Here is a 12593-nt window from a genome sequence, read left to right on the forward strand (position 1 = left end):
CCAGGAGGTGCTTTCGGGATCTCGCTCTTTCGGACCTGTGATGTGGTGCGCGCTGCATGGGTCACCCACCCCTCTGTGGTCACAACAACAGCCGTTGAAGCTAGACCTCTTTTCGCGGTTCGCCAATAGGTATGACTGCAATACGACGAACTTTGTCCTGACCGTGGATAAACGAGCCCCGCCCGGTTACCGTGTGGCCGTCCCCGGGGTCATTCGCCCCGTCAATCTCTGCCGACGACTGGAGAGTTCGACATGGACAGACGGAGCTTCAACCGGCGTCTGCTCGCGGGCGGCGCGGCCGCGGCGGCCACAGGCGTGACATCGTTGTCGATCACTTCCGCCTCCAACGCGGCGCCGGCGCCGGTGAAGGACGCGCCCCGCCTCGCTCCGGCCGGCGGCCAGGTACGGCACCTCAAGATGTACGCCGAGAAACGGGCCGACGGATCGATGGGCTACGGCCTCGAGAAGGGCAAGGCGACCGTCCCCGGGCCACTGATCGAACTCGTCGAAGGCGACACGCTGCACATCGAGTTCGAGAACCTGATGGACGTGCCGGTCAGCCTGCATCCGCACGGCGTCGACTACGACATCTCCAACGACGGCACCAGGATGAGCCGGAGCCATGTGGAGCCGGGTGCCACCCGCACCTACACCTGGCGCACCCACGCACCCGGCCGCCGTGCCGACGGCACCTGGCGGCCGGGCAGCGCGGGCTACTGGCACTACCACGACCACGTCGTCGGCACCGATCACGGCACCGGCGGCATCCGCAAGGGCCTCTACGGCCCGATGGTGGTGCGCAGGAAGGACGACATCCTTCCGGACAAGCAGTTCACGATCGTCTTCAACGACATGACCATCAACAACCGGCCGGCGGCCGACCCGCCCAACTTCCTTGCCACGGTGGGGGACCGGGTCGAGATCATCATGATCACGCACGGCGAGTACTACCACACGTTCCATATGCACGGTCACCGCTGGGCGGACAACCGGACGGGCCTGCTGTCCGGCCCGGAGGACGTCAGCCGGGTGATCGACAACAAGATCACCGGCCCGGCCGACTCCTTCGGCTTCCAGGTGATCGCCGGCGAACACGTGGGCCCGGGCGCGTGGATGTACCACTGCCACGTCCAGAGCCACTCGGACATGGGCATGGCCGGGCTGTTCCTCGTCGCCAAGGAGGACGGCACGATCCCCGGCCACGAACCGCACCATCCCGCCTCGGAAGAGGGCCACGCCCACTAGATCCCGGCGCCCGGACAGGGCCTAGGACGAGGCGCTCAGGTCCCATACCTCCCACGTGGTGTACGGCGCGCGTGCGCATAGCTGCGCGGGCCGGGCCGGAAAGCCGTGCGCGTGCCCGCCCGGGCTGTCGGCCCTCCAGCCGGCAGACCCGGCGCCAGGGCCGGCCCGGCAACGGGGGCTCGCGCCTGGCCGGGTTCCGGTCGAGCCGTGGCAGGAGCCCGTGTGGTGGCGGTCGGTTCGGTGCGCCCGTTGACAAGCGGTAGCCGCCGTGGCACCTCTCCGGCCGTCCGCTGCCGGGCCGCGGTGCGCGCGTCTCCGGAACATGTGGTTCCGTAGATCTGACGGCTCGAGCAGGGCACCTCGGCGGCCAGTGGGTGTCCAGGGCCTTTTCCAACGGCACGGTCCGGCCCTCGACGGCCACGCGGCGCCGAGCCCTGGACGTCTGTCCCGGGTGCCGCCCGATGCCGGGCCGCGGACGGGGTGCTTTCCGTGGTGACGGCGGAGCCGGTCGCGCAGCAAGGAGACCGGGAATGGATCAGAACAAGGTCACCGAGTTTCTGGGACGGTTCGTGACGGACCTGGGTGCCGCCGGTGCCGCCGGTTCGGTGGTGATCGGTCACCGACTCGGCCTGTACCGGGCGCTGGCGGAAGGCCCGGCGACGCCGGAGCGCTTCGCCGAGCGGACCGGATGCCATCCCCGCTACCTGACCGAATGGTTGCTCGGCCAGGCCGCAGGAGGGTACGTCAGCTACGACACGCAGACCGGAGAGTTCCGGCTGACCGAGGAGCAGGCGTTCTGCCTGGCCGACCCGGACGGTCCCAACGTTCCGGCGGCCTTCCTCATCGTGCTGGGGTATCTGCGTGCCGAGCCGCGGATCACCGAGGCGTTCCGCAACAGTGACGGCGTGGCCTGGCATGAGCACGACGAGGACGTTTTCGTCGGATGCGACGCGTTCTACCGCCCCGGATACGTGGCGGAACTCGTACCGAACTGGATCCCGGCGCTGGACGGGGTCGACGAGAAGCTGGCCGCCGGAGCGCGGGTGGCCGACCTCGGCTGCGGACTCGGCTCCTCGTCGCTCCTCGTGGCCGAGGCCTACCCGCGCGCCACCGTCGTCGGCTCGGACTACCACGCCGAGTCGATCGAGTTGGCGCGGAAGAAGGCGGAGGCTGCCGGGCTGACCGACCGGGTGACCTTCGAGGTGGCGTCCGCGCAGACGTTCACCGGCGGTGACTACGACCTGGTCATGATGTTCGACTGCCTGCACGACATGGGCGATCCGCCCGGAGCGGCCAAGCAGGTGCGGGAGGCGCTGGACGCGGACGGCACATGGATGCTGGTGGAGCCGTACGCCTCCGACAAGGCCGAGGAGAACTTCAATCCGGTCGGCCGGCTGTACTACAGCGGCTCCACGTTCCTGTGCGTGCCGAACAGCATGTCCCAGCCCGGGGGCTACTCCCTGGGCGCGCAAGCCGGGGAGGCCGCGATCCGCGAGGTGATCAGGGAAGCCGGCTTCACCCGGTTCCGCAGAGCGGCGCAGACACCCTTCAATCTGGTGTACGAAATCAGGCCGTAGCGCCGCCCCGGGTCGGCGATCGACAGGTGTCCGTCAGGTGTCGGACAACACCTGGTCGAGCCTGGCGCCCCCCTTGCTTCCGGGCGTCCCCCGGGGCTCACTCTGCAGGTTGCAACCGTCGGCCACTGGGCGAGGATGGAGTTGTGGGGAAATAGCCGGGTGAGGGGAAGGCGGCTGGCCATGGGCGAGCACATCGTCGCCGGTGACCTGGACATCTGGACGGAACAGGTCGGTCAAGGACCGGACGTCCTGCTCATCGGCGGCTTGGGCGACACCGTCGAATCGTGGCAGTTCCAGCTCGACCGGCTCCTGGACCGTTACCGCCTGACCGCCTTCGACAATCGGGGGGCCGGCCGAACCGCGATGCCCGACGGTCCCGTCTCCGTGGAGATGATGGCCGACGACGCCGCCGCGCTTCTGCGGGCCGTCCACGTTTCCTCTGCCCACGTGGCCGGCTTCTCCGGCGGCAGCATCATCGCCCAGGAACTGGCCCTCCGCCACCCGGAGCTGGTGCGCAGTCTCGTCCTGCAGAGCACATGGCCGGTGATGGACCCGTACCTGCGCTCCTGGGCACGGTTCATCCGGTGGCTGGTGGCGGTCGCTCCGAGCGAGCGCGCGTTCCTCGAGGGCTTCTATCTCGACATTTACACGGCGCGGGCGCACAACGACGGAAGCGTCGACCGGACCATCGAGGAGGTCCTCGCCTTCCCGCACAAGCAGTCGGCCGAGGACGGTCAGCGGTTTCTCGATGCCTTCATCGACCACGACACCACCGACCGCCTGCCGCGGATCGGAGTGCCGACGCTTGTCCTCGCCGGTGGCCTCGACCCGACCGCGCGTCCGGAGCTCGGCCGCGCCGTGGCCGAGCGGATCCCGGGCGCCCGGTTCGAGGTCATGGAGGAGGAGGCCCACCAGCCCTTCCAGGAAGTGCCGGACGAATGGAATTCCCGCGTCGACGCCTTCTGGCGCGACGTCGGGACACGCGGCTGAACCATCAACGCCGCCCTACCGGCGACAACCGGGATTGTCGGACGCCTGTCTCGTTTCACCGTGCGGTCCACCCGACTTGACGGCCCGGGCCCGCGATGCGGGCGCCGTGAATCCACCCGGCGTCGCAGCGCCGTACGGCGATTTCGCCGGGCGCGCCGTGAAGGTTTCGGGCGGGATCGGTAGGAGACTCGGGGAGCGACGGCGGCCGCATCCGAAGGAGGACCTTTGCTCAGCGTTCCCTACGTCACCGGCTCCCCGAACTGGATCGACCTCGGCACGGCCGACGTCGAAGCCGCCAAGACCTTCTACGGCGGCGTGTTCGGCTGGACGTTCGTGTCGGCGGGGCCGGATGCCGGCGGTTACGGCATGTTCCAGCTCGGCGGGAGGACGGTCGCCGCCGTGATGACCGTCCCGCCGGAGCAGGGGCCGCCGAACTGGAACGTCTACTTCCAGACGCCTGACGCCGACGCCCTGGTGAAAGCCGTCGAACAGCGCGGCGGGAGCGTCGTCGTCCGGCCCATGGACGTCCTCGACCAAGGGCGCATGGCGATCTGCCTCGACCCGGCGGGTGCGGCCTTCGCGGGCTGGGAACCGGGCCGGAACAAGGGACTCGACGCGGTCAGCGAGCTGGGGACCCTGTCCTGGCTCGAGCTGTTCACACCGGAGCCCGACTCCGCCCTGGCGTACTACGGCGACGTCTTCGGCTGGGAAGTCTCCGAGATGCCCATGCCCGACGGCAGCGGGACCTACACCATGGTCCGCCCGGGCGGTGCGGCGCAGGACACCACGTTCGCCGGCGTCCTCCGGCTGAACGCCGATCCGCTCGAGGCCGCCGGCGGGCCCTACTGGCTGCCGTATTTCGCCGTCGAGGACTGCGACGCCTCGGTGGCCAGGGCGCAGGAGCTGGGCGCGGAGATCAGGCTGGCGCCCGTCGATGTGGAGGGCGTCGGCCGTTTCGCGAAACTGGCCGATCCGGCGGGCGCGCGGTTCGCCGTCGTGCGGGGATTCCTGCTGGGGGACTGACCTGAAAGGCCCCCTGCGGGGGACGCCGTTGATCGTTCGTTGACGGGATGTTTATCTGCGACGGGCAGCGTGTTCCGCATGCCGATCAACACCACAATCACCACCGAGCACGAACTCTCCTGGCAGGAGAGCGCGTTGTGCGCCCAGGCGGGTCCCGAGTTCTTCTTCCCGGCCCCCGGCTCCTCGACCCGCGAGGCCAAGCAGCTCTGCGGAGCGTGCGAGGGCCGGGTGGCCTGCCTCGAGTACGCGCTGACACACGACGAGAGGTTCGGCGTCTGGGGCGGCCTGTCGGAGAAGGAACGCCACCGCCTCAAGCGCACGGCCCGCTGACCCGGGCGGCGGCCGCCGCCGCTCCGCAGGCGGCGCGGCACGCCCACGAGGTGGAAGCGCGGCTCACGAGGCCGGGCGCGCCGCCGGGCGGCGCGGCGGTCACCGGGCGGCGCATCGGCTCATGAGCCGATGCGGAAGGTCTCTCCGTAGACCCGCCAGGTGAGCGGCGTGTCCAGGCCCATGTTCCCCTCGCGCAGGAACACCCGCTGAGCGGTGTCGATCCGCGAGGAGTCCCTGGTCTGCTCGGTCTTCTGGCGGCCGATCACGGTCCGGCCGGCGTCGAGGAAGGCATTCAGGTAGGCCTTCTCGTCGCCGCCCTCCGCCGCGGTGTCGGCGGCCTTCATCGCGGCCTCGCGGATGCCGTAGAAGCCGTCCGGGCCGAGCCCCGGTCCGTGGAGCACCATCGCGTCGTAGTAGATGAACTGGCCGAGCGTGGACAGGCCGTCCATCTTGGCCAGCCGCACGGCCGGGTCGAAGTAGATCCGGTCGCGCATCACGTCCTGCGCCTTGCGGAACTCGGGGTCCTCCGCCGCCTTCACCCACGCCGCCTCGAAGGGCGCGCCCAGTCCCTCGTGCGAGTCGCTGCCGTCGACCTCGCGGAGCGCGGGGAGGTACGCGGCGAGCGGGTTGTCCGGGTGCTCGGCCGTGAAGTACTCGACGAGCTGGAGCATGTCGTTCGTACCCGAGCAGAAGCCGATGATCCCGGCCGTGTAGCCGTTGCCGTCGCCGATGTCCTCGATGGCGCCGTACTGGCTCTTCCAGTCCAGCGTCGAGTTCTCCGCGCTCGCCACCAACTGGGCGGCGATCTCCTTCTTCGCGGGGTCCGCGAGGCCCGGCGGCAGCGCGTCGATGCGGTCGTCCCGCTCGCGCTGCTGGGCCGGGCTGCCCGCCTTGAGCGGGTCGGGGGCGAAGGCGGTCGGGCTGACGCGCAGGCTCGGGTCGTCCTTGGGGCGTAGCGACTCGCCGCCTCCGCCGAAGTAGACGGAGGCGGCAACAGCTACAGGGGCGCCGAAGAGGACGACGCGCGTCAGGGGTTTCACGCGGGACAGCGTACGGTGCCGCCCCGCGCCCCAGTAGTCCCGGGTTCGGCCCGCCCGTACGGTCGCGGCCGGGCCCGGCCACCGTCGCCGCAGGCCCTCGTCCGGGAGCGAGGGCCACTCACGTCGCACCGCCCTCCTCGGGAGCGGAGGCCACCGGCGCCGGGGTTGCCCGGCGTGGACGTCCTAGCCGGCGGCGCGCGCCGCCATCCGGGCCTTGCGGGCGGCGAGCTTCTCGTCGAACTTGAGCGCCTCCGCGTCCAGCCCGTTCATGTACAGGCCGAGTTCCTCCTGCGCCTTGAGGCCCTCCGGGCCCAGGCCGTCGATCTCCAGGACCTTGAGGTGGCGCAGCACCGGCTGGAGCACGTCGTCGTGGTGGATACGCATGTTGTAGATCTCGCCGATGGCCATCTGCGCGGCGGCCCGCTCGAAACCGGGCATACCGTGCCCCGGCATCCGGAAGTTCACGACCACGTCCCGCACGGCCTGCATGGTCAGGTCGGGGGCGATCTCGAAGGCCGCGCCCAGCAGGTTGCGGTAGAAGACCATGTGGAGGTTCTCGTCGGTGGCGATACGCGCCAGCATCCGGTCGCAGACCGGGTCGCCCGACTGGTGGCCGGTGTTGCGGTGCGACACGCGCGTCGCGAGCTCCTGGAAGGCGACGTACGCCACGGAGTGCAGCATCGAGTGGCGGTTGTCGGACTCGAAGCCCTCCGCCATGTGGGCCATCCGGAACTGCTCGAGCTTGTCCGGGTCCACGGCGCGCGAGGTGAGCAGGTAGTCCCGCATCACGATCCCGTGCCGGCCCTCCTCCGCGGTCCAGCGGTGCACCCAGGTGCCCCAGGCGCCGTCGCGGCCGAAGAGCGTCGCGATCTCGTGGTGGTAGCTGGGGAGGTTGTCCTCGGTGAGGAGGTTCACCACCAGCGCGATCTTGCCGATGTCCGTGACCTTGGACTGGGCGGGCTCCCAGGCCTCTCCGTCCTCGAAGAAGCCGGGGAAGTTGCGGCCGTCGGAGAAGGGGACGTACTCGTGCGGCATCCAGTCCTTGGCGACCTTCAGATGGCGGTTGAGCTCCTTCTCCACGACCTCTTCCAGCGCGTACAGAAGTCGCGCGTCGGTCCACGCTTCCGAACTGCCGAGGTGGGGAGAGGTGATCGTCACGGGGGCTCCTGGGGGACGGGAGAGTTACCTACGTACTCGTAGGTTACGAAACCGTAGGTTAAGCGCGTCATAAGGCCCCGTCCAAGCCCGGATCCGCGATGCCCGATTACGTACCGTTATAAGGGCAGCTCCAGCGGTGTACGGAGAGCTCTGTCACGGTCTTCCGCTGCTGCCGGAACGGCCGGATCATTCGTGTCCGCCCGACGGGTCGGTGCAGGCGCACGGCGCGTCGCCGTGTCCCCGGGGCGCCCGGTCGTTCGCACCGTGCGGCGCGGCGCGGCCGGGCGGGTCGGACCGGTCTCCCGGTGCCTCACCGCCGGCCGCGCCGCACGCTCAGGCCCGACGCGCCGCAACCTCACCCGTCGGGACCCGCACGCTCATCCCGTCGGGAACGCCCCCTCCCGCAGTTCCTCCGCCGAGACGTCCCGCAGCCCGCCGTCGAGCAGCAGCCGCCGCGTGACGCCGATCGCATCAAGGAACGACGCGTCGTGGCTGGCCACGATCAGGGCTCCCCGGTAGGACTCCAGCGCCGCCGTGAGGCTGCGCACGCTCGACATGTCGAGGTTGTTCGTCGGCTCGTCCAGCATGAGCAACTGCGGCGCGGGCTCGGCGAGCAGCAGCGCCGCGAGTGCCGCACGGAACCGCTCGCCGCCCGACAGTGTCCCGGCCGGCTGGTCGGCCAGGGCGCCCCGGAAGAGGAACCGCGCCAGCCGTGCCCTGATCTGGTTGTCAGTGGCGCCAGGGGCGAACCGGGCCACGTTCTCGACGACGCTCAGCCCGTCGTCGAGGAGGTCGAGGCGCTGGGGCAGGAAGCGGAGCGGGACTTCGGGCACCGCCTCGCCCGCCACCGGCTCCAGTTCTCCGGCGATCGTGCGCAGCAGGGTCGTCTTGCCCGCGCCGTTGCGCCCCACGAGCGCGATCCGTTCTGGTCCGCGTACCTCGAACTCTCCCTTCACCTCTGCCCCGTACCGGAGCTGCAGGTTCCGGAGCCGCAGCACCTCGCGACCGGGGTGGACCTGGGTGCTGGGCAGCTCGATTCGGATCTCGTCGTCGTCGCGTACCGCCTCCACGGCCTCGTCGAGGCGCTCCTTCGCCTCCGCGAGTCTCTCGGTGTGGAGGATGCGGTGCTTGCCCGCCGACTCCTGGGCCGAGCGCATGCGGGACCGCATGACGATCCTCGGCTCCCGTTTGGTGTCGTACATCTTCTGGCCGTACCGCCGACGACGGGCCAGCTTGACGTGGGCGTCGGCGAGTTCGCGCTTCTGGCGCTGTACGTCGGCCTCCGCCGCACGCACCGTCCTTTCTGCCGCCTGCTGTTCGACGGCGAGCGCCTCCTCGTACGCGGAGTAGTTGCCGCCGTACCAGGCGACCTCGCCGTCGCGCAGATCGGCGATCTGGTCCACCAGCTCCAGCAGTTGACGGTCGTGGCTGACGACCAACAGCACGCCGGACCACCGTGTCACCGCGTCGTAGAGGCGCCGGCGGGCGAACAGGTCCAGATTGTTGGTGGGTTCGTCGAGCAGCAGCACATCGGGACGGGCCAGCAGCAGCGCCGCCAGCCGCAGCAGGACCGCCTCGCCGCCGGAGAGCTCGCCGATGGTGCGGTCGAGACCGATGTGGCCGAGGCCCAGCTCGTCCAGGGTGGCGTGCGCGCGCTCCTCGACGTCCCAGTCGTCGCCGACCGTGGTGAAGTTCTCCTCGCTCGGATCGCCCGCCTCGATGGCGTGCAGCGCGGCGCGGGTCCGGGCGATGCCGAGGACCTCGTCCACCCGCATGCCGGTGTCGAGCACGACGTTCTGCGGCAGGTAGCCGATCTCTCCCACGGCGCGGACCGCTCCGGCGGACGGTACGAGCTCGCCGGCGAGCAGGCGCAACAGGGTCGACTTTCCTGAGCCGTTGAGGCCGATCAGTCCGGTGCGGCCGGGCGCGACCGCGAGGTGGAGGTCCTCGAAGACGACGGTGCCGTCCGGCCATGCGAAGCAGAGTTGGGAGCAGGTGAGAAAGGTGGGGGAAGTAGACACGTGGCCTCCGGTTGCTGGTTACGGGCTGGGAGCAACGTTGGAGACACCTGTGCGACGTGACGGATGCCGAAAAGGGGCCGTGAGAGATCCCGGAGACGCCGGGAAGGAAGAAAGGTCCCGGTCGGGGAGAGCGGACGGCATGAATCGTCGAGGTCGCACGCAAGCGCACAGGCGTGAGCCGTGCTGCGCGGTGTCTCAAGACCTCAGACGTGCAACGTCCTACTCCGATCGACGACAACAGAACCGTCATACACCGTAAAGAGCGCCCGGGACCGTGTCAACGGGATTCCTCCGGCCCGGGGAACGGTGCCGCAGGGCTCGGCCGGCGGCGGGGGTCGTGCGGTGGCGGGAAGCGGCGGAGGGCGTCAGGCGGCGTCGCGCAACAACTCCGTCAGGTCCTGGTCGAGCCCCAGGTACAGGTGTTCGCGCCCGGCCGGGACCGCCTCGTGCGCGCGCTCGAGGAAGCGCCGCAGATCCCCGGTGCGGATGTGCACCATGGCCATGCCCTCGGGGGCGTGGAACTCCAGCACCGTCCGGTCGTAGCCGTACGGCCGCAACCGCACGTCACCGAGGCCGGCCGGTTCATGGACCCCCTCCGCGAGCAATTCCCGTGAGAACGCCCAGGACACATCGGTGCCCTCCAGAGTGGCCGGTCCGGGGAAGTCGATACGGACGGCGAAAGGATCACGGCGGTCGTAGTGCAGTGTCGCGGGAACGGACTCCATCTGTGGTGCGGACGCGACGAGTCGGGCCTGGACGGTCTGCTCGATGACGGTGGACAAGCCCCGCTCCTTCGTGTGCGGCTCGCTGGGTCCTGATGGCGCAGGTCTCCCTGATATCTCAGAAGACGTCGGAAGGACCGATTCCGTGCACCGGAGAAGAGAGTGACATGTGTCACCGCCCGCCGTCCGGCGCACACTCGGATCACCACACGACGGAGCCGGCGCCACGCACCCTGGACGGGTCCCGGCGCGTGGGCTAGCTTCCAGCGCCATGAGGTCCATGGGGAAGACGAGACGAACGCTGTCCATGGGGCTGTGCGCCCTCGCGGTGGCGGCAGCGACCGCCGTACCGGCGCGGGCCGAACAGGCGCCCCCGGCAGCGGACCGGCCGGCGGCGGCCGGTACCCCCGGCTGGAGCCTGAAGGACACCGGAACCGATGTGCGGTTCCGGGGCCTCGCGCCCGTCAGCCGGAAGACCGCATGGGTGGCCGGCTCCAAGGGCACCGTGCTGCGCACCACCGACGGCGGCCGGAGCTGGCTGGACGTCTCACCGCCCGGGGCCGGCGCGCTCGAGTTCCGTGACGTCGAGGCGTTCGACGGCCGGCGCGCGGTGGTCCTGGCCATCGGCGAGGGCGAGGCGTCCCGGGTGCTGCGGACCGAGGACGGCGGGGCGAGCTGGACCGAGTCGTTCCGCAATACCGACGCCAAGGCGTTCTACGACTGCATCACCTTCTTCGACAGCCGGCACGGCCTGGCCATGAGCGACCCCGTGGACGGGAAGTACCGCATCCTGTCCACGGGCGACGGCGGGCGGTCCTGGAAGGTCCTCCCCGACGCCGGCATGCCGCCCGCCCTGCCGGGCGAGGCCGGCTTCGCCGCGAGCGGCCAGTGCCTCGTCAGCTCCGGCCCGAAGGACGTCTGGCTGGCCACCGGCGGCGGTGCCACGGCGCGGGTGCTGCACTCCGCGGACCGCGGGCTGAACTGGACCGTCGCGGAGTCGACGATCCCGGCCGGCGACCCCGCACGCGGCGTCTTCGCGCTCGCGTTCCGCGACCGGACGCACGGCCTCGCGGTCGGCGGCGACTACCGTGCCGACCAGGCCTCGCCCCGGGCCGCGGCCGTCACGGGCGACGGTGGCCGCAGCTGGCGGCAGGCGCAGACCCCGCCGCCCGCGTACCGCTCCGGTGTGACCTGGCTTCCGCACAGCAGGTCCGCCGCCCTCGCCGTCGGGCCCACGGGCACGGACCTCACGACGGACGGCGGCCGGACCTGGCACACGGTCGACACCGGCTCGTTCGACACCGTCGACTGCACCCCCGACTTCGGCTGCTGGGCCTCCGGAGAGAAGGGCCGGGTCGCGCGTCTGGAGTTCTGAGACCGGGCGGTCGGGTCGTCAGGAAGCCGGCTGCTGGCGGTAGGGAGCCAGCTCCGGCGCTGTCTTCGTCGCGATGAACTCGGTGATCCGGTAGGCGCACACGGCGCCGACGACGAAGGGGTCGGTCGCCGCGATCTTCTCGATGCCGGCGCGGTCGTCCCCGACGGCGAGGATGATCCCGCCGTCGCGCGGCTTCTTCCTGCCCGAGGCGATGAAGACGCCCTCCTCGTACAGGTCGTCCAGCCATGCCACATGGGCTTCCATCAGCGGTTCGACGCGCTCGACCGGCGCGGTGTAGGTCAGTTCCATCACAAACATGACCGTCACGCTACCGGGCCTGTCACCGGGCGGGCGGTCGCTCGGGGGCAAGCCATACAGTGGGCGGCATCATGAAGATCGTCGAAGCGCCCTCCGGCTGGCCCGTGAACGAGGAAGAGGCCCTGGCCGTCCAGGACGAACTGCGCACGCGTGTCGTCCTGGACGAGCCGGGCCCACCGGTCGGCACCGGGTTGGTGACAGGCGTCGACGTGGCGTACGACGACGACCGCGATGTCGTCGCCGCGGCGGCGGTCGTGCTGGACGCGGCGACGCTGGCCGTGGTGGAAGAGGCCACGGCCATCGGCCGGATCACGTTCCCCTACGTGCCCGGACTGCTCGCCTTCCGCGAGATCCCGACGGTGCTGGCCGCCCTCGAGTCGCTCACGGCCGGGCCCGGCCTGGTCGTCTGCGACGGCTACGGTCGCGCGCACCCCCGGCGGTTCGGGCTGGCGAGCCACCTCGGGGTGCTGACGGGGCTGCCCTCGATCGGCGTCGCGAAGAACCCGTTCGTCTTCACCTACGGCGAACTCGGGGACGGGCGGGGCGACTTCGCGCCCCTTCTCGCCGACGACGGCGAGGAGGTCGGCAGGGCCCTGCGCACCCAGCGGGGTGTGAAGCCGGTCTTCGTCTCCGCGGGTCACCGGGTGACGCTCGACGCGGCATGTGCCCACACGCTGCGGCTGGCACCTGAGTTCCGGGTCCCGGAGACGACCCGGCGCGCGGACGCCCTGTGCCGGAGGGCGCTTCTCGAGGCGACAGGCGTGTGACGGCTGCGGCGCCCGCGTCGGGTGAGG

The 12593-nt window shown here is 70.6% G+C and carries 12 protein-coding genes; 7 read left to right on the top strand and 5 right to left on the bottom strand.

Going from position 1 to position 12593, the window contains the following annotated elements:
- Positions 1-252: 252 nt before the first annotated feature.
- From ACTMTU_RS03425 to ACTMTU_RS03445, 5 genes are all read left to right on the top strand, one after another.
- A complete protein-coding gene (locus tag ACTMTU_RS03425; protein WP_441261901.1) occupies positions 253-1245 on the top strand; it encodes a multicopper oxidase domain-containing protein in 993 nt (330 codons plus the stop codon).
- Positions 1246-1775: 530 nt separating this feature from the next.
- The gene (locus tag ACTMTU_RS03430; RefSeq protein WP_441261902.1) at positions 1776-2822 is read left to right on the top strand and encodes a class I SAM-dependent methyltransferase; all 1047 of its coding nucleotides are present in this window, start codon (positions 1776-1778) and stop codon (positions 2820-2822) included.
- Between the two features lie 180 nt (positions 2823-3002).
- Complete coding sequence (locus ACTMTU_RS03435) at positions 3003-3812, top strand: alpha/beta fold hydrolase (RefSeq protein ID WP_441261903.1); 810 nt, start codon at positions 3003-3005, stop codon at positions 3810-3812.
- Between the two features lie 225 nt (positions 3813-4037).
- The gene (locus ACTMTU_RS03440) at positions 4038-4835 is read left to right on the top strand and encodes a VOC family protein (protein ID WP_441261904.1); all 798 of its coding nucleotides are present in this window, start codon (positions 4038-4040) and stop codon (positions 4833-4835) included.
- A 78-nt stretch (positions 4836-4913) separates the two neighbouring features.
- Positions 4914-5165: a WhiB family transcriptional regulator gene (locus ACTMTU_RS03445; RefSeq protein WP_005309080.1), complete on the top strand. Its 252-nt coding sequence runs from the start codon at positions 4914-4916 to the stop codon at positions 5163-5165.
- A 119-nt stretch (positions 5166-5284) separates the two neighbouring features.
- On the opposite strand, the gene ACTMTU_RS03450 is transcribed toward ACTMTU_RS03445, so the two are convergent.
- The 4 genes from ACTMTU_RS03450 to ACTMTU_RS03465 all read right to left on the bottom strand — a co-directional run bounded on the left by ACTMTU_RS03450 (position 5285) and on the right by ACTMTU_RS03465 (position 10166).
- Positions 5285-6196: a chitosanase gene (locus ACTMTU_RS03450; protein WP_441261981.1), complete on the bottom strand. Its 912-nt coding sequence runs from the start codon at positions 6194-6196 to the stop codon at positions 5285-5287.
- Between the two features lie 192 nt (positions 6197-6388).
- Entirely contained in the window at positions 6389-7363 is a 975-nt protein-coding gene (locus ACTMTU_RS03455) for an acyl-ACP desaturase (RefSeq protein ID WP_441261905.1), read from the bottom strand.
- A gap of 377 nt (positions 7364-7740) precedes the next feature.
- Positions 7741-9384: an ABC-F family ATP-binding cassette domain-containing protein gene (locus ACTMTU_RS03460; RefSeq protein WP_441261906.1), complete on the bottom strand. Its 1644-nt coding sequence runs from the start codon at positions 9382-9384 to the stop codon at positions 7741-7743.
- A gap of 365 nt (positions 9385-9749) precedes the next feature.
- A complete protein-coding gene (locus ACTMTU_RS03465) occupies positions 9750-10166 on the bottom strand; it encodes an SsgA family sporulation/cell division regulator (protein ID WP_441261907.1) in 417 nt (138 codons plus the stop codon).
- A gap of 211 nt (positions 10167-10377) precedes the next feature.
- On the opposite strand from ACTMTU_RS03465, the gene ACTMTU_RS03470 reads away from it, so the two are divergent.
- Positions 10378-11481 carry a WD40/YVTN/BNR-like repeat-containing protein gene (locus ACTMTU_RS03470; protein WP_441261908.1) on the top strand — a complete coding sequence of 368 codons (1104 nt, stop codon included), beginning with the start codon at positions 10378-10380 and terminating at the stop codon, positions 11479-11481.
- Between the two features lie 18 nt (positions 11482-11499).
- On the opposite strand, the gene ACTMTU_RS03475 is transcribed toward ACTMTU_RS03470, so the two are convergent.
- Positions 11500-11799, bottom strand: a complete 300-nt coding sequence (locus tag ACTMTU_RS03475; protein ID WP_441261909.1) for a YciI family protein — start codon at positions 11797-11799, stop codon at positions 11500-11502.
- Positions 11800-11870: 71 nt separating this feature from the next.
- On the opposite strand from ACTMTU_RS03475, the gene ACTMTU_RS03480 reads away from it, so the two are divergent.
- Entirely contained in the window at positions 11871-12566 is a 696-nt protein-coding gene (locus ACTMTU_RS03480) for an endonuclease V (protein WP_441261910.1), read from the top strand.
- The last annotated feature ends 27 nt before the right edge of the window (positions 12567-12593 follow it).

This window comes from Streptomyces sp. OZ13, assembly GCF_052068155.1.
GTDB lineage: Bacteria > Actinomycetota > Actinomycetes > Streptomycetales > Streptomycetaceae > Streptomyces.

Coding starts and splice junctions, on each gene's coding strand:
- ACTMTU_RS03425 (WP_441261901.1), top strand. CDS start 253: ATGGACAGACGGAGCTTCAACCGGCGTCTGCTCGCGGGCGGCGCGGCC.
- ACTMTU_RS03430 (WP_441261902.1), top strand. CDS start 1,776: ATGGATCAGAACAAGGTCACCGAGTTTCTGGGACGGTTCGTGACGGAC.
- ACTMTU_RS03435 (WP_441261903.1), top strand. CDS start 3,003: ATGGGCGAGCACATCGTCGCCGGTGACCTGGACATCTGGACGGAACAG.
- ACTMTU_RS03445 (WP_005309080.1), top strand. CDS start 4,914: ATGCCGATCAACACCACAATCACCACCGAGCACGAACTCTCCTGGCAG.
- ACTMTU_RS03470 (WP_441261908.1), top strand. CDS start 10,378: ATGAGGTCCATGGGGAAGACGAGACGAACGCTGTCCATGGGGCTGTGC.
- ACTMTU_RS03475 (WP_441261909.1), bottom strand. CDS start 11,799: ATGTTTGTGATGGAACTGACCTACACCGCGCCGGTCGAGCGCGTCGAA.
- ACTMTU_RS03480 (WP_441261910.1), top strand. CDS start 11,871: ATGAAGATCGTCGAAGCGCCCTCCGGCTGGCCCGTGAACGAGGAAGAG.